Origin of the sequence: Bradyrhizobium sp. 6(2017), assembly GCF_011058295.2 — a bacterium.
Lineage (GTDB): Bacteria > Pseudomonadota > Alphaproteobacteria > Rhizobiales > Xanthobacteraceae > Bradyrhizobium > Bradyrhizobium septentrionale.
The window spans coordinates 6,685,448-6,703,161 of record NZ_CP049289.2; the positions used below are offsets into that span (position 1 = coordinate 6,685,448).

Consider the following 17,714-nt stretch of genomic DNA (forward strand, 5'->3'; position numbering starts at 1 on the left):
GCCCGTTTTCTAGCGGAGTTGAGGACCGGTTCGCGTGCAGAAAACGCATCAGACCAGCAAAGGCGTTCTAGCCGAGCACCTGTTCCGCTTCGGTGACGGCGCAGAGCACATGGTAGAACGACGACCCCGGGATCGTGGCAATCAGCGAATGTCCGTCGCGGTCGAACTGGTCGTACCAGCCGCCGGCCACGGGATGGCTGAGATAGTGCCGTTCGAGCAGCACCAGCGCCGCGCGCGCCTCGTCCGCCGCGCCGGCTTCGCCCGACTCGGCCTGCGCGATCCAGGCCTTCGCCAGTTCACTCTGCGGCCACAGCCGCCTGGTGTGGCGGCGGATGTTGCCCTCGGCGTCGCCCTCATCGATCAGGCAGCCGGTGGCGGCGTCGCGATAACGCAGCGCCGAGGCCAGCAGTTCGCCGCGCGGACGCCCGGTCGGGCAGCCCGTGATGCGTTCAAATCCCTTCAGCAACCAGACCCATTCCGCGAGGTGCCCGGGCTCGACACTGACCGGCGGGATCTTCGACCAGTCCTCCTCGAAATATTCGCCGAGGGTGCGCGTCTGCTTGTCGTACAGGTTGGCGAGGAACAGCGCGAAGAACTCGCCGGCGCGGTTCTGGAACGACAGATCGTGCGTCGCGTCGAAGCACGCGATCATCGCCTCGAACAGGTGCATCTGCGGATTCTGCCGGCGCGGCATCGAGGGCGGCAAGCCTTCCTGGAAACCGCCATGGGGCGAGCGCAACTGGGTGTCGAGGAACGACAGCAGCGCGTCGATCTCGGCGCGGATCTGGGCATCCTGGTCGAGGCCGTAGACGGTCGCGAGCGCCAGCAGCACGAAGGCGTGGCCATAGGTGTCGCGCAGCGGCTCATGCACGCCGCCATCGGGCGTGAGGCTGTAGACGAAGCCCGGCCGGCCGTCCGGCGCCTTGGCCTTGGCCAGCAGGTAGTCCAGCCCCTTCAGCGCGATCGCGCGGCCTTCCGGATACCAGCCCATCTGGGCCGCCTTGGCGTAGCAATAGATCTGGCGCGCCTGCACAAGCAGGCGGCGCGGCGCGGCGTGATCGGCAGTCCCATCCTGATGCAATCGGTCGACAAAGCCGCCGGTTCTGCTGTCCCAGCCGACCGTCGACCACAGCGGCAAAGCGTGGTCGATGATGCGGCGCTTCAATCTCGCGACGACGTCGGCGGCCCCGTCCGCCGCAACGCTCTCTGCCTCAGCCATCGTGCTCCCTGGAACCGTCCCAATGTCAGCGGTCACCGTCTGATAGCACGCGCCAGCCGGCACGTAACCCTGCGCACATCTTCCCTCAAGGATCCGCCATGACCGACCATTACGACGCCCTTGAAACGCGCGATCCATCCCAGCGCGAGGCCGCCCTGTTCGCCCGGCTTCCGGACGTGCTGCGCAGGGCGATGGCAGCGCCCGCCTATGCCAATTTGCTGAGGGGCACCGATCCCGCATCCATCACCAGCCGGGAAGCGCTGTCAGAGCTGCCGGTGCTGCGCAAGTCGGAATTGCCGGCCCTGCACAAGGCCGCCCCGCCCTTTGGCGGCTTCGTGTCCGACAAGCCCGGTTCGTTCGCCCGCCTGTTCACCTCGCCCGGCCCGATCTTCGAGCCCGAGGGCCGGCAGGCAGACCCCTGGCGAGGCGCCCGGGCGCTGTTTGCGGCGGGCTTCCGCGAGGGCGATGTGGTGCTGAACACTTTCAGCTACCACCTCACGCCCGGCGGCTTCATCTTCGACGCCTCGGCGCGGGCGCTCGGCTGCGCGGTGATCCCGGCGGGCCCGGGCAATACCGAGCAGCAATTCGAGCTGATCGAGGCCTATCGCCCGGTCGGCTACAGCGGCACTCCGGACTTCCTGAAAATCCTGCTCGACGCTGCCGCAGCGGGCGGCCGCGACGTGTCCTCGATCAAGCGCGCGCTGGTGTCCGGCGCCGCATTTCCGAAGTCGTTGCAGGAGAAGATGAAGTCGCGCGGCGTCGAGGCCTATCAGGCTTTCGGCACCGCCGATCTCGGCCTGGTCGCGTTCGAGACGCCGGCACGCGAGGGAATGACGGTCAATGAGGAGCTGATCCTGGAGATCGTCAAGCCCGGCACCGGCGATCCGGTCGCGCCGGGCGATGTCGGCGAGATCGTGGTGACCTCGCTCGATCCGCATCACCCCTGGATTCGGCTTGCGCTCGGCGACCTGACCGCGGCGCTGCCCGGCGCGAGCCCGTGCGGGCGCACCAATATGCGTATCAAGGGCTGGATGGGCCGCGCCGACCAGACCACCAAGGTGAAGGGCATGTTCGTGCGTCCCGAGCAGGTCGCGGAAATCGGCAAGCGCCATCCTGCGCTCGGACGGCTGCGCCTCGTGGTCACGCGTGCCGGCGAGGCTGACGCAATGACGCTGAAGGCCGAATGCGCTTCGCCGCCCTCGTCGCTGCAGGACGAGGTTGCGGCAACGCTGCGTGCCGTGACGAAACTCGGCGGCACGGTCGAGCTGGTCGGCGCAGGCGCGCTGCCGAACGACGGCAAGGTGATTGCCGACGAGCGATAGTCCTTGAGGTCAGAGAAGCGCGAGCGCCGGCCACCCTGGGTGTGATTAGTCCACGTTGTCGCGCGCCGCATTGTGAACTATTGAGCTGGCTCATACCTCGTGGAGACGGACGGATCATCACCTCATGAGCAGCGCTTCCGGAGATCAGCCGCGACGGCCGGCGGTTTTCTTCGATCGGGATGGCGTCCTGAACAAGGACATCGGTTACCTGTTCGAAAGCGACAGGCTGATCTGGATCGACGGCGCGCGCGAGGCGGTGAAGGCCGTCAACGACACGGGCTATTTTGCGTTCGTCGTGACCAACCAGTCAGGCGTTGCAAGAGGTCTTTACGAAGAGGCGCATATCCAGGAGCTCCACGGCTGGATGGCTCAAGAGCTCGGCAGGATCGGCGCACATATCGACGCCTTCGAATACTGCCCGTTCCATCCTGAGGGGACGGTCGAGCGATATCGGAAGGTCAGCTATCGCCGCAAGCCCTCGCCCGGCATGATCAATGACCTGCTGGCGCGTTTTCCAGTCGATCTCGAACACAGCTTCCTGGTCGGCGATCAACCGACGGATCTCGAAGCAGCGCGTGCCGCCGGCCTGAAGGGCTACCTGTTCTCAGGCTCCAATCTGGAGCTGTTCCTGAGGCCTCTGCTGCAGCGAAGCTGAGCCTCAGAACTTCCGAACCAGGTCGATCACCTCATCCTGCTGCTGGCGCGTGATCTCGGCGAAGATCGGTAGCGACAGGATCTGGCCCTGGTCGCGGTGCGCGTTCGGGAATTGCTCCGGCCGGTGGCCGAACCGCGCATAGGCCGGCAGGAACGGCAGCGCGGTGGGGTAATTGATCGCGGTCTGCACGCCATTGGCGTTGAGATAGGCGGCAAGCGCGTCGCGGCGCGGATGCCTGATCGTGTAGAGGTGATAGACGTGGCTGCGCGCCGGCGCGAGCTCGGGCACCACGACGTCCTCGATCTGGTTGAGGCCGGCATCATAGACTTCGGCGGCGGCCTGCCGGGCCTCGGTCCAGTCGGCGAGATGCGGCAGCTTGGCCGAGAGGATCGCGGCCTGCATGCCGTCGAGCCGGCTGTTGACACCCTCGACATGGTGCTGGTGCTTCACCAGCCCGCCATGACGCGCGAGCATCGCCATCTGCTCAGCAAGCGCTGCGTCGTTGGTCACGACGGCGCCCGCGTCGCCCATCGCGCCGAGATTCTTGCCGGGGTAGAATGAATAGGTCGCCGCCTCGCCGAACGTTCCGACCATGCGGCCCTTGTAGCGCGCCAGATGGGCCTGGGCGCAGTCCTCGATCACCCAGAGCTTGTGCTTCTGCGCGATCGCCATGATCGCATCCATATCCGCGGGCTGACCGTACAGGTGCACCGGGATGATGCCGACGGTGCGCGGCGTGATCGCGGCCTCGATCGCGGCCGGATCAATCGTGAACGTCGCGTCATCGGTGTCGCAGAACACGACCGTTGCGCCGGAATGGGTGATCATCGCCGCGGTCGATATCCACGAATGCGCCGTCGTGATCACCTCGTCGCCGGGCTTTACCATTAGCGCCCGCATCGCGAGGTAGAGCGCATCGGTGCCGTTGGCGCAGGACACGCAATGGGCGACCTCGGCAGCAGCGGCGAACTCACGCTCGAAGCGGTCGACATAGCTGCCGCGAATAAAGGCGTTGTCGCGGATGACGCCGGCGATCGCCGCATCGATCTCGTCCTTGATGGACTGGTATTGCAGTTGCAGGTCGGCATACGGCACCGGCATCAGATATCCCCTATTGGCTCGCCAGCAGCCGGCGCGCCGGATTGCCGGCATAGGTGCCGGGCGTCGTGATGTCCTTGGTCACCACCGATCCTGCGCCGATGACAACGTCATCGGCGATCCGGACCGGCATGATCGTGGCATTGGAGCCGATCGACACCCGGTTGCCGATCACTGTCTCGCGCCACAGCTCCTTGCGTCCGCGCGCAGGACCGCCGGTTGCGAACGTGTCGTTGACGAACATCACGCCGTGCCCGACGAAGCAGTCCTCACCGATCGTGACGAGCTCGCAGACGAAGGCATGCGATTGCACGCGGGTGCGCGCTCCGACCACCACCCCCTTCTGGATTTCGGTGAAGGGACCGACGAAACAGTCGTCACCGAGCGTGCAGCCATAAAGGTTGCAGGGCTCGACGATCTTGACGCGTTCGCCGAACGCGACATCGCGCACGCTGGCCTGATGCACTTCCGGCCGGTTCACGAAACGACACCCAACCGGCTCAAGCGCGGCGTGAAGCGCAGCGCCACTTCCTCGCCGGTCTCGATCGACTCATAGAGCGCCGAGATCAGCTCCAGGCTCTTGCGGCCCTCGAGCCCGTCGACCAGCGCGGCGCGCTGGTTTTCCAGGCAATCGACCACATGGTGATAGTAGGCCTGATGGCCGAAGCCATACACGTTGGGCGGGTTGACCGAGAACTTCTCCACGACGTCCTTGTCCGACGGCAGCTCGTCGACAAAACGCCAGTGCCGGATCTGGTTGACCGCGAAACCGGAAATCTCGACGGTGCCCTTCTCGCCCAGGATCGACAGCGAACCCTCGAGATCGGTCGGACGCGCCGCCGTGGTCGCCTCGATGATCCCGAGCGCGCCGTTGCGGAACTTCAGCGTTGCGACAGCCGTGTCCTCGGTTTCGATCTTGGCCAGCGCCGTCGCCGCGCGGGCATGCACGCTCACCACATCGCCGAAGAACCACTCCAGCATATCGACATGGTGGCTCGCCTGATTGGTCAGCACACCGCCGTCATAGGCCCAGGTGCCGCGCCATTGGTCCTGGTCGTAATAGGCCTGGTCGCGGCACCAGCGCACCCGGACCGTCCCCAGGATGAGCTTGCCGAAGCGGCCGGCATCGAGCGCCTCGCGCGCCTTGACCACCGGCACGTTGAACCGGTTCTGCTTGACGATGAACATCTTGACGCCAGCCTGATCGCAGGCCCGGATCATGTCGTCGGCGTCCTGCAACCGCAGCGCCATCGGCTTCTCGACCACGACATGCTTGCCGGCCCTGGCGCAGGCGATCACATGCGCGGGATGCAGCCCGCTCGGCGTCAGCACAGCGACAGCGTCGATATCCTTGCGGCCCAAGAATTCGTCCATGTCGTCATGGGCCGCAACGGCGAACTTCGCGGCAACCGCATCGGCGCGGGCACGAACCGGATCGCAGACTGCAACCAGGCTTGCTCCCTCGATGTGATTGCCACCCAGGAGATCGGAATGACGCTTTGCGATACGCCCGCACCCGAGCAGGCCAAATCTGATCATGCAACAGGCCCTGTCTTGTCTCGCGGCCGACCGTTGCAGCCAGCCGAACAGCCGAGGGAACAAGCGGCCTTGCAAGCCGCACGGTAACGTCCATTACCCAGAAAACTTGGGATTAGGCAAGGCGTATGGGCCGATCCAGCGGCACGGCCCGCGGCGTCATGCTTCGAGCCTGCCATAACCGATAGGCCGCGAAATGTGCGGGCCAAAAACAGCAAGCAGCGATCTCACGCGCCCGACTTGTCGCAGCTCCAATAAATGTCCAGTCCGCAATACCGCGGGATCGGCGAGGCCAGGAGTTGGGGACGCTTCCAGAGCTTAAATGGCCGTTCCTGATCGGCGTTCTCCGGGACCGCCTGAAAATTCGAGTATCCCGCGCAGATCTTCCGCAACGACCTGGCCGACGTGAATTCGGTCGCCGGCGCCAGCGAACCGTCCTGCGTTTTATCGTAGGCGGCGGTTTCACCGTCGCGGAAGGTCCCGCGATAGCCGCCGAGTTCACGCAGCATATAGCGAAGCGCGCGTTTCGGCTCGAGCACGAACTGCCGGTAGGAGTAGGCATAGTAGACCATGCCGACGAGGCGTCCGCCTGGCACCAAAAGCCGGCGGCAGGCCGCGATTGCAGCGGCGAGGTTGCCGGTATGATGCAGACAACCAATCGCGACAACCGCGTCGAACGAATTGTCGGGAAGCGAGTTGCTGAGAATGCTGCCTTGAACGGCCCTGCCGTTCAGCCCGCTCTGCTTGATCCGGTGATTGACCATCGTGACCGGATTCGCCGCGATATCGAGGCCGGTGAAGTCGGCGCCACTCTCCGCGATCTTCTGCGAGACGCTGCCGTAACCGAGCCCGATCTCGAGCACGCGCTTGCCGCGCATCGCCTTCCAGTCGATGTATTTCTCGAGATACGGATAGAAGTGGAAATAATTCTCGTCGTAGCGCCGCAACGACTCCATCGAGGAATCGGTGATCCCCCACGCGCGGGCTGCTGCTGAGCCGCACAGTTCGTCCCAGAACGCCGCATTGGCGGCGTCGATCGCCTGTTGAGTGTCAGTCATAGCGGCCCTTACCTGCTTCAGCCAAATAGTGTGTTTCGACGCATCCGACGCCGAATATCCGGTATTGCTCGTCCTGCCAACATCTGATTCGGCCCCGATTTCTGCTTCAATTTCGCTGTCGGCAGACCGACTGCGTGCCGCGAGCGGGCCAATCCCGTCAGCGCAGCGACAGTCGCAATTCAGCCGGAACAACCGGCGCGACCACCTCGGTCTCCGCTCTCGCCAGGGAACGTCTGAGGCGCTTCAGGAGCCGCCAGGCATCAACCAAAGCCCCGCGGGCCTGGAAGGGCGTCGGCTATCCCAACCGCTGGGCCTGGTATCCTCGCCGAAGAATCTCTTCCCACCAGGGCTTGTTGTCAAGGTACCAATATACCGTCTTCCTGATGCCGGCCTCAAAGCTCTCCTGCGGGCTCCAGCCGAGTTCTCGCTCGATCTTGGACGGGTCGATGGCGTAGCGGCGATCGTGACCGGGACGGTCCCTGACGAACGAGATCAGGCGCTTGTGCGCGCCGGTCTCGGCCCCCCTGGCCTCATCGAGCAGCGTACAGAGCAGTTCCACGACCTCGAGATTGGTGCGTTCGCTCCTGCCGCCGATATTGTAGGTCTCCCCCACGTTCCCGTGGTGAAGAACACGGATGAGCGCCTCCGCATGGTCCTCGACATACAGCCAGTCACGGATGTGCTGACCATCACCGTAGACAGGTAGCGCCTCATCGGCCAATCCCCTGATGATCATGTGAGGGATCAGCTTCTCAGGAAATTGATAGGGTCCGTAGTTGTTGGAACAATTTGTCACCACGGTCGGCAGTTCGTAGGTCTCGTACCACGCACGCACGAGATGATCGGAAGCGGCCTTGCTGGCAGAATAAGGTGAGTTTGGCGCATACGGGCTTGTTTCCACGAAATGGCCATCCGCACCCAACGTGCCAAACACCTCGTCCGTCGAGACATGAACGAGCCGGAACGCGTCGCGCTCCGCGGGCTCCAAGGCCCGCCAGTAACGCAGGGACTCCTGCAGCAGCGTGAAGGTGCCGACAACATTGGTCTGGATGAAATCGCTGGGCGCGTCGATCGAGCGATCGACATGGCTTTCCGCAGCAAGATGCATCACGGCCTGAGGCCGGTAGTGATCGAACAGACTGCGCAAGCCCGGACTGTTGCAGATATCCGTTCTCGAGAGAGCATAGCGTTCGCTGCTTAACTCCGACGGAATCGAGTGAAGGCTGGACGCGTACGTCATCTTGTCGACATTGACGATCGAGGCGTCAGTGCAATTCAGCAACCGCCGAACAACGGCAGAGCCGATGAAGCCGGCTCCTCCGGTGACAAAGATCGTTGCTTTGCTAGGCACCACTGGCGCCGACCTCAGTGCGACCGCTTCGAATTGGCAAAGCTATCATAGATCGACAAAAGATACTCGCCATAGCTGCTCTTCGCATTCCGCTCCGCAACGCTGCGAAAGGCGTCAAGGGAGATGTAGCCGAGCCTCAGCGCGATCTCTTCCGGACACGCGATCCGCAGGCCCTGGCGCTGCTCGAGGACCTGCACGAAATGGCTGGCCTCGACCAGGGAGGCATGGGTCCCGGTGTCCAGCCACGCGAAGCCGCGCCCCAAAATCTCGACATGCAGTTCACCGCGCTCCATGTAGGCGCGATTGACGTCGGTGATCTCGAGTTCGCCTCTCGTCGAGGGCTTGATGGAGGACGCAATCTCGAGCACGTCATTGTCGTAGAAGTATAGGCCCGTCACGGCGAGATTGGATTTCGGCAGACGCGGCTTTTCCTCGATCGAAATCGCCCGTCCATCCCCATCGAGTTGGACCACACCGTAGTCCTGGGGACGCTTGGTGACATAACCAAAGATAGTCGCTCCCGAAGCTCGCGCGCTGGCGCGGTTCAATATCTCCGGCAACCCATGACCGAAGAACAAATTGTCGCCGAGGACCAGGGCGACGTTGTCCTTGCCAACGAAATCACGCCCGACAATGAAGGCATCGGCCAGCCCCCGAGGTTGGTCCTGGCTTGCGTATTCCAGCTTGAGACCGAAGTCCGAGCCGTCACCCAGCAACCGGCGAAACAACGGCTGATCCTGGGGGGTGGAGATAATCAGAATCTCCCTGATGCCACTCAGCATCAAGGTCGAGAGCGGGTAATAGATCATGGGCTTGTCGAAAATCGGCAAGAGCTGCTTCGACACGACAATCGTCACCGGGTAAAGCCGAGACCCGGTACCACCAGCAAGAATGATACCCTTCATCCAATCCCGCCTGTGCAATTATCCAGATAGTCTACCAGAGGCCGTCGGTTCGGCAAACGCGCGGCACGATTCCAGCGAGCGGCATTCACGCCATTGGGCATAAAATACAAGCATATTCTTGTCGTCTTATCGGCGCCGTGTCATGTCCCTAGGCCCAAGTCACTAGGCCCAGGACGGTGCCATCGTCTGGCGATCGTGGGGGCCCAGTCGGCCTGGCGCGATGACCAGCAAATGGAACAGTCCAAACGTACAGCCCGATACGGCGGTGAGCGAAAATGAACGATCGGATCACTCAGCTAGAGCTTGGTTGGCTCCAGGCCAAACTTGCCCTGCTCGCCTATGCCCACATCGTGGTGTGTTGCGTTTCGCTCTACTTCATCACGGCCGTCGATACGTTTCCGGGTGTCACCGGTATCGACCAGACGCACGTCACAGCTGCGATCCTGAATGTGCTGGCGTTCAGCCCCGTCGTCATCCTGTTCGCGATCGTACGCTTCAGCTTTGGCTATCTCGTCGGCTTCTACTTCTACATGATGATCCTGGGATATCTCTGGCTGATCGAATTTTCGCTACTTGATTACGATCACCGCCTGGCGCTTGTCTCGATCGTGCTTTCAGGATTTGCATTCCTTGCCCCAGCACTGTTCATCACCGCGCCTGTGCGGCAGGCGATCGTCATGCCGGCACGCGCCTTTCACATGATGCCTTCCGTCATCCTGATCGCCTCGGCCGCAATCGTCGGCATCGGCGCTCTGTACCACCTCAAGCTGGTGGATCTCTCCGAGATGTACAAATATCGCGCGGAGATCGAGTTTCCCGGCTTCCTTCGATACGCAACCTCGATCGCCTCGAACGCCCTGTTGCCTTTCGCCTTCGCGTGCTTCGTCGTCAGCAAGCGGAACTGGCAGGCAGCGATCACTCTGGTCCTGATGGTTCTGTTCTACCCGATCATGCTGACCAAGATGGCGCTGTTCGCTCCGTTCTGGCTGCTGCTTCTCGCGCTCATCTGCAAGCTGGCCGAGGTGCGACTTACGACGATCCTCTCGCTATTCCTGCCTGTCTTCGTCGGCGTTGTCGTGGTCTTTCTGGTCAAGACCGGTGTGATTCCGTTCAGACCCGGGATGGTCTATTTCGGCACCGTCAACAACAGGATGATCGCAATCCCGTCGCTCGCCCTCGAGGTCTACAACAACTACTTCTCAGCCCATCCGCTGACCCATTTCTGCCAGATCAACGTCGTGAAGCTCGTGGCTGCATGCGCCTACGACGAACCGATATGGGCCGTCATGGCCAAGGCCTACGATCTCGGCGCCTTCAATGCCTCGCTGTTCGCCACCGAGGGAATCGCGTCGGTCGGCCTCGTGCTCGCGCCGCTGTCCGCGCTCGGTTGCGGCCTGATCATCGCGCTTGGCAATCGCCTATCGGCAGGCCTGCCCCCGCGACTTGTGCTGCTATCCGCCGGGGTCCTGCCGCACGTTCTGCTCAATGTACCGCTTTCGACGGCCTTGCTGACCAACGGCACCGGCCTGCTTTTTCTGCTCTGGTACGTTACGCCGCGGTCGGCCTTCGAGCAGACGGCAGCGTCAACGACCGCGCCGGGCGGACAGTTACAAGGCGCAAGCGCCGGCTAGCGCGCCGCTTTCGAACCCGTCTCACCCGAAAGGGCACGGGGTGGGCGAGATAGCCGGCGCCGCGACGAGATCGCCTGTGCGCGAATGATATCGTCTACGCGCGAATGATATTGTCTGCCGGCTCAGGGAACTTGCCGCGACAGTCGACAAGCAGCGGCGAGTGCGCGCCGAGCAGCTGGTAGTCGAACTTGTCGTGGTCGGTCGCTAGCAGGACGCAATCGAAGCGCCGCAGATTGGCCTCGGTGAGCGCGACACTCGACAGGTCGAACGAATGCGCCCGCATCTTCGGGAACGCGGGAACGTGCGGATCGCTGTAGGAGACGCTGGCGCCGAGATCGCGAAGCTTCTCCATCAGCAGCACGGAAGGCGACTCGCGAACGTCGTCGACGTTCTTCTTGTAGGCAATGCCGAGGACCAGGATCGAGCTGCCGCTGATCGACTTGTGCCTCTGATTGAGCGCCAGCGAGATCTTCGACACCACGTAATCGGGCATCGAGGAATTGATCTCTCCGGCGAGCTCGATGAAACGCGTATGCATGCCGTATTCCCGCGCCTTCCAGGTCAGGTAGAACGGGTCGATCGGAATGCAGTGCCCGCCGATGCCGGGGCCGGGGTAGTACGGCACAAACCCGAACGGCTTGGTTGCCGCCGCGCGGATCACCTCGTGAATGTCGATCCCCATCTTGTCGGCGACCATCTTCATTTCGTTGACGAGGCCGATATTCACCGAACGATGGATGTTTTCCAGCAGCTTGGTCAGCTCGGCAGCCTGCGTCGAGCTCACCGGAACGACCTTGTCGATCACCTGACGATAGAGCGCGATGCCGGCCTCGAGACACGCGGGCGTGCAGCCGCCGCAGACCTTCGGGATCGAGCGGGTCGAAAAGTTCTGGTTGCCGGGATCTTCGCGTTCCGGCGAGAACACCAGGAAAATATCGGTGCCGACGCTGAAGCCGCACTTTTCGATGCGCGGCTTCAGTTCCTCCTCGGTCGTGCCGGGATAGGTCGTGCTTTCGAGCGACAGCACCATCCCCTTGTGGAGATATGGCAGCAGCGATTCCGTGGTGTTCAGCACGAAGCTGAGATCGGGTTCGCGATATTTGTTGAGCGGGGTCGGAACGCAGAGGATGAGGGCATCGACCTCTTTCGCCTGCGAGAAATCCGTGGTCGGCTCGAAGCCGAGCTCCGTCGCCCGCTTGATGCTCGCGCTCGAGATATGTTCGATATAGGACTGGCCCGCACGAAGCGCATCGACCTTGGTCTGGTCGATATCAAAGCCTATGACCTTGTAGCCCACCTCGCTGTAGCGAAGCATGAGCGGCAGGCCGACGTAGCCCAAGCCCACGATACCAATCCTGGCGGTCTTGCGGTCCAGCTTGTCGATCAGTTCGGAATTCATGTCTAACGTCCGTACGTGTGGTTGTGTTCAAAACAGCGTGCTGAATAAAATCCGCAAGGTAAGGCGCCTTTGGCGAGATGGTTGCATAGACGCCCCGTATCCGTCCGACAAGCCCAAAAGCGGTGGGCTGGCTTGGCTCGTCCAACCCGGCGACGGGCCCCGTCGCTGCCGGACCAAATTGAGATCGCCTTCGCCTAAGAGAGCGGCCTATTTCAGATTGCGGCGTCCGGCTGTCTGCAGCACCAGATCGTAATCGCTACGAACGTGGCGCGCCCGTCCGAGGATTGCGCGATCGATACGCTCTGACGGCGCCATCGGTTCCGGCGTCCACCATTCGGGATGAGTGAGAAGGTGTAGCCGATCATGTCCGTGCGCGATCACCTCCGACATTGGCTTGAAGCGCCAGTAGCCGTTGGAGTCGGAGCAATAAACGTAGTCACGCCTGAATCGGCCCGCATAGGCATTGATCAACCCGCCGACCTCCTCCGCCTCGAACTCGAGCAGATTGGTGAGGTCGGGATTGTGCCAGCTGATACAGCGGACGGGAAGCTCCAGCGCGAGCTCAAGCAGCTGCCGTTCGCGCTGCACGACCGCGACAAGTTCCGCTTCGTTCCACTGCGTCACCGGGTAAGCACCGGCATCGAAGTGCAGTCCGATCTCGTGACCGAGGCCGGCGATCCGTCGCACCAGCGCCATGATTTGGGGCTCGAGCAAATTGCAGAACAAGCAATGCGGATTGACGAAATAGGTTGCGACCGCCCCCTCCTCCGCCTCGATCTCGGCCAACGCGGCTGCGCGATGCATCGATACGTCGACGTCGTGCCGCCAGATCACGTGCCGGCCGCTGGCAGGCTCGCCGTATCGCGCGAAACGGTAGCCGCCGGCTTTGAGCAGAAGCAGCAGTTGTCGAAAACCAGCTTCTGTGAATTCGGAGAAATCCTGTTTCGTCATCGTGGAGCTCAAGCGCGATCCCGAAGTTTGGCCATCACCACCTGATCCGTCCACCTGCCGTCGATAAAGCAAGCGCGCCGCATGGTGCCTTCGATCGCGAGCCCGGCTTTCTGATACGCCCTGATGGCCCTTTCATTGTCTGCGAAGACACTGAGCCACACGCGCTGAAGATTTCGGTCCTTGAAGGCGAAATCGATCGCAAGCGTCACCGCCTCCGTTCCCGCGCCACGGCCGCGATCAACCTCCTGCCCGATACGGATCGTCAGCTCAGCGGTACGATGGATCGGATGAAGGTCGATCAGTTGCACTACGCCGATCAAGCGGAGGTCGTGAAGTGCGCGAATGGCGAAGACGATCTTGGCCGTTGAAGTGATGACCGATTTCAACCAATTCTCATGGGTGGTTTCGTGAACCGGGGAGAATGGAGCGTTGAAGCGCACCGTATCGGGATCGTTGATCCAGTGAAACAATTGCGGAGAGTCTTCGTTTCGAATTTCGGTAAGCGCGATGACCTGCCCTTTAATCATAGCTGCCTCCAGGTGATCCCGTTGCTGGCCGCCCGTCCCACATCAAATAGTCGATCACGGAGAGGCCCGGAATGAACGCCTCATGCGGGCCATACGGCTGCGGCACGAAGCCCTGGCTGACCAGACGAACGCCATGCTGCTCGAACAATTCGTCCTGCTGGTACCCCGTGGCACCGCCGCCGGCGAGATAAGCATCCCCGCCGACTGCCTTGACGAGTGAGATGAGGAGCTCAGTCGCCTTGCCCGCATGCGGCAGCTCGGACTGCCGTTCAAATCGCGTCGCAAGGCCGAGATGCTCCGCGATCGCCTTGATGGCCGTGATGTTGAACGTTGCAAGGTTCGTTTCTTGTTGCTCGAACAGAGGCTGCAAGAGGCCCATCGCCTCGCGAAACCGCGGCGCTTTGCCGTAGCTGGCCTGCAGCGTCGCAATCATCTTGCGACGCCAGGGCCGACCGTCATCGATCTCTGCGGCATTGAGCGGCGCCCCCAACGGCAGGCGATGGACAGGACACGTGGCCCAGCGCGCCTCGCCCTGGATAGCAATTCGCACCCTGTTCGACCACGATCCCATGCCTCCCGATCCCGAGCGCGGATAATCGACGGCATCGAGCAGCACGAACACATCGGCACGCCGGATCTTGTCAAAGTACCCGAGCCACGGAAAGAAGTTGGGTTGATGGATCGCAACGAGGCATCCCATCGTGCTGCCTACCCGCTACAGCCGCGTGTCGAAGAACGACTTGAGCCGCCGGAACCACCACAGCCCGGCCCAGAATGCAGCTGCGCCAACCACCGCCAGGTAGCAGATCATCCAGAAGCTCGGCATCGCCCCGTCTACAGTTGCAGTGCGGTAGCACTCCGCGATGACATAGAACGGGTTGAGCTGCACAACAGGCCGAATGAAGTCCGGGTAGGACGAAAGCGGGTAGAAGATCGGAGAAGCGAACAGCAGCACGGTGAGCACATTCGGCAGCGCCAGAGCGGTATCCCGTACAAAGACGTTGAGCGCCCCAAGGAACAATCCCAGTCCCGACACGAACAAGATGTGGAGGGCTACGATCAGCGGCAGCGCCAGATAGCCTGGGCCCGGCATCTCGCCCGAAACCACCTGCAGTATGAGTACGATAGCGAGCGCGACGACCAGCGGCACCAACCCCATCAGCGCGCCCACCATCGGCAACAACTCCGATTTGAAGGCGATATTCTTCACGACGCCCGCGTTTCCGACTACGGACGTCGTTGCCGCCGACAGGCCTTCGCTGATCGCAAGCCACGGCCCGTAGCCGCTCAGCAACCAGATCACGAACGGCAACGACCCCGTACGTCCCGGCAGCCGCCCCGGAAAAACGACGGTGAACACGAACGTGAAAATGCACATCAGCATCAGCGGCGACAGCACCGCCCATACCAATCCCAGCGCCGACCCCAGATAGCGGTCGCCCAACGTCATGCGGAAGAGATTACTCAGCATGCCGAGATCTCGCCGATCAAAACCTGCCAGCATCATGTCTTGACGTCCTCAAGGCGGCGCGCGCTGATCCGCGGAGGATAGAAGATCAGCGGCTGCCCACCTACTTGTCCTTCCTCGTCGACGACCTCCAGCACGCAGGAAATCGATTCCTTGTCGCCCCCGTGACCGACAAGCGCAACATCGAAGCGATAGAGATTGGCCCCCAGCACGAAAGGATCCATGTCGATGGTGACCGTGAATGGACCCGACGCGGGCAGCGCCATCCCCACCTCCGAAAGACGCCGCCGCCAGACCAAACGTCCGTCGACCCGTGTGAGAACAACCTCGAGATCATGCATCGGCGGGGTCGAGTCGAGCCGCCCGCGCGCGACGATCGCCAACGGCACCATGGCGAGCGCGGTCGCCTTGCGCGCCTCCCCGCGCTGAATGATTTCGACGGCATCGAGCTGAAGGGGTGCGGCCCGGTTCACCACGCTCCCTTCAAACTTGCGCATCAGCTCCGCCTCGTCCGCCTCACGCACGGCCGCCTCATAGGCCTTGGTGACGACCTCCGGCGAACCGTCCATGACGAGCCGGCCGCCGTCGAGCCAGAGGCATCGTGAACACATTTCCACGATCGCGCCGAGGCCGTGACTTACGACGATCACAATTCGGCCGCTGGCCGCGACTTCTCGCATGCGCCGCGTCGCCTTGGCGGCAAAGAAGGCATCGCCGACCGATAGCGTTTCGTCGATGACGAGAATGTCGGGATTGATGAACGCCCCCATCGAAAACGCGAGCCGGGCCTTCATCCCCGAAGAGTAGGTTCGCACCGGACGATCGATGAATTCACCGAGTTCGGCGAACGCGATGATTCGATCGGCGACGTCATTGACCTGTTGTCGACTACGGCCGTGCACGGCCGCATCGAGGAAAATGTTGTCGCGGCCGGTCATGTCCTCGCGCAGCACGGCGCCCACCGTGAGCATCGCGTGCAGGTCGCCGTCGACCTCCACAGAGCCTGAGGTCGGCTCGGTAAGCCCCGCGATGATTGAAAGCAGCGTCGTCTTGCCCGCTCCGTTGCGGCCTATGATGCCGACGCGCTCGCCCTCCGCCACTTCGAAGCTGATCGAATCGAGCGCCTGCACGTGACGCGTGGTGACTTCGCGCTTGCCTGTGCGCAACGCTTCCATCAGCGATACGGGCCCGCCGCCCTGGTCGGCAAGCGCAAACACCTTGCTGACATTGCTCACCCGAATTGCCGCGCGCATCAACCAGCCACCTTCCACTCGGCTGGCAGGCTGAATCCGCGCCCGGCCGAGCCTTCCACGCTGAGCGCGAGTCCGTTGCCGTCGAGCCAGCTGAATCCATCGAGAACAATTCGGACCACCGGATTGTCTGGATCCGGCATCGCAAGGTGCAGGCCGATCTGGTAGCTCCCGGGTGCAAGCGGCAGTGCCGGGATATCGACGCCGATCGCATAGCGCCCGGGTTCCTCGCCGACAGGCGTGAGCCGACGCGACATCAGCCCCGTCTCCCAGCCGTACGCGGGCTGGAGGTGCTCGACCACAACCACCGCGCCGACCTCCGCCCGGGTGAGGATATCGACCTCCGCTTCAAGCCTGAAATCCGCTCCCGTCATAATCGTGCGCGGATAGACAGGCGCCCCCGCGAACCGTGCAATTCCATCGTGGTATGTCGACTTTGCCTGCTCGCCGTAGAGGTAGCGCCTCACTGCATGCTCGGCCGGCCCCGAAAAGATCACCTTGCCACGGTCCAGGACGTGCGCCGTTTCGCACAGCCGTACGATCGCAGACCAGTCGTGCGTCACGAGGACCCCGGACGCCCCGCCCGATACCCGTTCGCGCAACCGCCGCCAGCACTTGGACTGAAAGTGCTGATCGCCGACCGCAAGCACCTCATCGAGGAGATAGACCTCGTATTGCCCGGCCGTCGCGGTCGAGAAATAGAGCCGCGCGCTCATCCCGGTCGAGTACGTCAGCACGGGATCCTCGAATCGATCTCCAAGTTCGGAGAAATCGTGGATATCCAAGATCATTGCCGCTCGCTCGCTCGGCGAAAATCCATGCACGGTCAGCAGCCGGTCGGCATATTGTCGTCCCGTGAGCTCCGGATGGCCGACCAGACCGAGCTCGTAGAGGCCCGACATCGCCCCGTTTACCTTGACCCGGCCGGTATCCGGCGCGTAGACGCCGCCGATCACCCGAAGCAGCGTGGACTTGCCGGCCCCGTTGCGGCCGAGCACGCCGAGGAACCGGCCCTTGGGCACCTCGAAGCTGACGTCCTCAAGCGCCGTGAAGTGCGGAACGTCGCGTCCCAGCCCGAACGCGAGCCGCCAGGCGCTTCCACCGTCGACGAGCGCAAAGCTTTTCGACACACCTTGGCACGTGATGGCAACGGCGCGCGACATCATGCCTTCACGCATTGCCCATACCGGCAATCAGCCGCAAAATCAGAGATCGGTTGTTCAAACATTTTCGAGATCAAAGTACGCATTCATTTTGTACGGCGCGGACCGCGCGGTCGATTTTCCATTCAATACGGGTTCATCGAGGACGCTGAACAACCGTCTCCAAAATCTCTCGATTGGC

Annotated in this window: 17 protein-coding genes; 3 read left to right on the forward strand and 14 right to left on the reverse strand. The window is 62.5% G+C overall.

All coding sequences use genetic code 11. The features are described 5' to 3' along the window. Positions 1-67: 67 nt before the first annotated feature. Positions 68-1,219 carry an AGE family epimerase/isomerase gene (locus G6P99_RS31645; protein WP_165124600.1) on the reverse strand — a complete coding sequence of 384 codons (1,152 nt, stop codon included), beginning with the start codon at positions 1,217-1,219 and terminating at the stop codon, positions 68-70. 98 nt (positions 1,220-1,317) lie between these two features. Between G6P99_RS31645 and G6P99_RS31650 the strand changes: the two genes are divergently transcribed. Both G6P99_RS31650 and G6P99_RS31655 read left to right on the forward strand, forming a co-directional pair. Then, positions 1,318-2,541 carry a phenylacetate--CoA ligase family protein gene (locus G6P99_RS31650; protein WP_165124603.1) on the forward strand — a complete coding sequence of 408 codons (1,224 nt, stop codon included), beginning with the start codon at positions 1,318-1,320 and terminating at the stop codon, positions 2,539-2,541. A gap of 124 nt (positions 2,542-2,665) precedes the next feature. Next, entirely contained in the window at positions 2,666-3,196 is a 531-nt protein-coding gene (locus G6P99_RS31655) for an HAD family hydrolase (protein ID WP_165124606.1), read from the forward strand. 3 nt (positions 3,197-3,199) lie between these two features. Here the strand turns inward: G6P99_RS31655 and G6P99_RS31660 are convergent, their stop codons facing one another. The 6 genes from G6P99_RS31660 to rfbA form a co-directional block, all read right to left on the reverse strand. Then, positions 3,200-4,297: a DegT/DnrJ/EryC1/StrS family aminotransferase gene (locus tag G6P99_RS31660; protein ID WP_165124609.1), complete on the reverse strand. Its 1,098-nt coding sequence runs from the start codon at positions 4,295-4,297 to the stop codon at positions 3,200-3,202. 10 nt (positions 4,298-4,307) lie between these two features. Next, a complete protein-coding gene (locus G6P99_RS31665) occupies positions 4,308-4,775 on the reverse strand; it encodes an acyltransferase (RefSeq protein ID WP_029079915.1) in 468 nt (155 codons plus the stop codon). Continuing rightward, positions 4,772-5,833 carry a Gfo/Idh/MocA family protein gene (locus tag G6P99_RS31670; protein WP_165124612.1) on the reverse strand — a complete coding sequence of 354 codons (1,062 nt, stop codon included), beginning with the start codon at positions 5,831-5,833 and terminating at the stop codon, positions 4,772-4,774. The genes G6P99_RS31665 and G6P99_RS31670 overlap by 4 nt, the downstream gene beginning before the upstream one ends. A gap of 224 nt (positions 5,834-6,057) precedes the next feature. Continuing rightward, entirely contained in the window at positions 6,058-6,888 is an 831-nt protein-coding gene (locus G6P99_RS31675; protein WP_165124615.1) for a class I SAM-dependent methyltransferase, read from the reverse strand. A 295-nt stretch (positions 6,889-7,183) separates the two neighbouring features. Continuing rightward, positions 7,184-8,239, reverse strand: coding sequence for a dTDP-glucose 4,6-dehydratase (gene rfbB / locus G6P99_RS31680; RefSeq protein WP_165124618.1), 1,056 nt, complete (start codon positions 8,237-8,239; stop codon positions 7,184-7,186). 14 nt (positions 8,240-8,253) lie between these two features. Beyond that, complete coding sequence (rfbA, locus tag G6P99_RS31685) at positions 8,254-9,144, reverse strand: glucose-1-phosphate thymidylyltransferase RfbA (protein ID WP_165124621.1); 891 nt, start codon at positions 9,142-9,144, stop codon at positions 8,254-8,256. A gap of 275 nt (positions 9,145-9,419) precedes the next feature. Here rfbA and G6P99_RS31690 point away from each other — a divergent pair, with 275 nt between their 5' ends. Continuing rightward, positions 9,420-10,775, forward strand: coding sequence for a hypothetical protein (locus tag G6P99_RS31690; protein ID WP_165124624.1), 1,356 nt, complete (start codon positions 9,420-9,422; stop codon positions 10,773-10,775). Between the two features lie 94 nt (positions 10,776-10,869). Here G6P99_RS31690 and G6P99_RS31695 read toward each other — a convergent pair whose 3' ends face one another. The 7 genes from G6P99_RS31695 to G6P99_RS31725 all read right to left on the reverse strand — a co-directional run bounded on the left by G6P99_RS31695 (position 10,870) and on the right by G6P99_RS31725 (position 17,548). After that, positions 10,870-12,174, reverse strand: coding sequence for a nucleotide sugar dehydrogenase (locus G6P99_RS31695; protein ID WP_165124627.1), 1,305 nt, complete (start codon positions 12,172-12,174; stop codon positions 10,870-10,872). A 207-nt stretch (positions 12,175-12,381) separates the two neighbouring features. Next, positions 12,382-13,125 (reverse strand): hypothetical protein, encoded by a 744-nt coding sequence (locus tag G6P99_RS31700; protein ID WP_165124630.1) that lies wholly within the window; start codon positions 13,123-13,125, stop codon positions 12,382-12,384. An 8-nt stretch (positions 13,126-13,133) separates the two neighbouring features. Next, positions 13,134-13,652 carry a GNAT family N-acetyltransferase gene (locus tag G6P99_RS31705; RefSeq protein WP_165124633.1) on the reverse strand — a complete coding sequence of 173 codons (519 nt, stop codon included), beginning with the start codon at positions 13,650-13,652 and terminating at the stop codon, positions 13,134-13,136. After that, positions 13,645-14,352 carry a WbqC family protein gene (locus G6P99_RS31710; protein ID WP_165124636.1) on the reverse strand — a complete coding sequence of 236 codons (708 nt, stop codon included), beginning with the start codon at positions 14,350-14,352 and terminating at the stop codon, positions 13,645-13,647. The genes G6P99_RS31705 and G6P99_RS31710 overlap by 8 nt, the downstream gene beginning before the upstream one ends. A 15-nt stretch (positions 14,353-14,367) precedes the next feature. Next, a complete protein-coding gene (locus G6P99_RS31715; RefSeq protein ID WP_165124639.1) occupies positions 14,368-15,159 on the reverse strand; it encodes an ABC transporter permease in 792 nt (263 codons plus the stop codon). After that, entirely contained in the window at positions 15,156-16,373 is a 1,218-nt protein-coding gene (locus tag G6P99_RS31720) for an ABC transporter ATP-binding protein (RefSeq protein WP_165124642.1), read from the reverse strand. The genes G6P99_RS31715 and G6P99_RS31720 overlap by 4 nt, the downstream gene beginning before the upstream one ends. Continuing rightward, positions 16,373-17,548, reverse strand: coding sequence for an ABC transporter ATP-binding protein (locus G6P99_RS31725; protein ID WP_165124645.1), 1,176 nt, complete (start codon positions 17,546-17,548; stop codon positions 16,373-16,375). The genes G6P99_RS31720 and G6P99_RS31725 overlap by 1 nt, the downstream gene beginning before the upstream one ends. Positions 17,549-17,714 lie beyond the last annotated feature (166 nt).

Bases quoted from the DNA above. Each gene is read 5' to 3' on its own strand.
- G6P99_RS31670 (WP_165124612.1), bottom strand. From the start codon at position 5,833: ATGATCAGATTTGGCCTGCTCGGGTGCGGGCGTATCGCAAAGCGTCAT.
- G6P99_RS31720 (WP_165124642.1), bottom strand. From the start codon at position 16,373: ATGCGCGCGGCAATTCGGGTGAGCAATGTCAGCAAGGTGTTTGCGCTT.
- rfbA (WP_165124621.1), bottom strand. From the start codon at position 9,144: ATGAAGGGTATCATTCTTGCTGGTGGTACCGGGTCTCGGCTTTACCCG.
- G6P99_RS31645 (WP_165124600.1), bottom strand. From the start codon at position 1,219: ATGGCTGAGGCAGAGAGCGTTGCGGCGGACGGGGCCGCCGACGTCGTC.
- G6P99_RS31725 (WP_165124645.1), bottom strand. From the start codon at position 17,548: ATGCGTGAAGGCATGATGTCGCGCGCCGTTGCCATCACGTGCCAAGGT.
- G6P99_RS31660 (WP_165124609.1), bottom strand. From the start codon at position 4,297: ATGCCGGTGCCGTATGCCGACCTGCAACTGCAATACCAGTCCATCAAG.
- G6P99_RS31655 (WP_165124606.1), top strand. From the start codon at position 2,666: ATGAGCAGCGCTTCCGGAGATCAGCCGCGACGGCCGGCGGTTTTCTTC.
- G6P99_RS31690 (WP_165124624.1), top strand. From the start codon at position 9,420: ATGAACGATCGGATCACTCAGCTAGAGCTTGGTTGGCTCCAGGCCAAA.
- G6P99_RS31695 (WP_165124627.1), bottom strand. From the start codon at position 12,174: ATGAATTCCGAACTGATCGACAAGCTGGACCGCAAGACCGCCAGGATT.
- G6P99_RS31710 (WP_165124636.1), bottom strand. From the start codon at position 14,352: ATGGGATGCCTCGTTGCGATCCATCAACCCAACTTCTTTCCGTGGCTC.
- G6P99_RS31700 (WP_165124630.1), bottom strand. From the start codon at position 13,125: ATGACGAAACAGGATTTCTCCGAATTCACAGAAGCTGGTTTTCGACAA.
- G6P99_RS31715 (WP_165124639.1), bottom strand. From the start codon at position 15,159: ATGATGCTGGCAGGTTTTGATCGGCGAGATCTCGGCATGCTGAGTAAT.
- G6P99_RS31705 (WP_165124633.1), bottom strand. From the start codon at position 13,652: ATGATTAAAGGGCAGGTCATCGCGCTTACCGAAATTCGAAACGAAGAC.
- G6P99_RS31675 (WP_165124615.1), bottom strand. From the start codon at position 6,888: ATGACTGACACTCAACAGGCGATCGACGCCGCCAATGCGGCGTTCTGG.
- G6P99_RS31650 (WP_165124603.1), top strand. From the start codon at position 1,318: ATGACCGACCATTACGACGCCCTTGAAACGCGCGATCCATCCCAGCGC.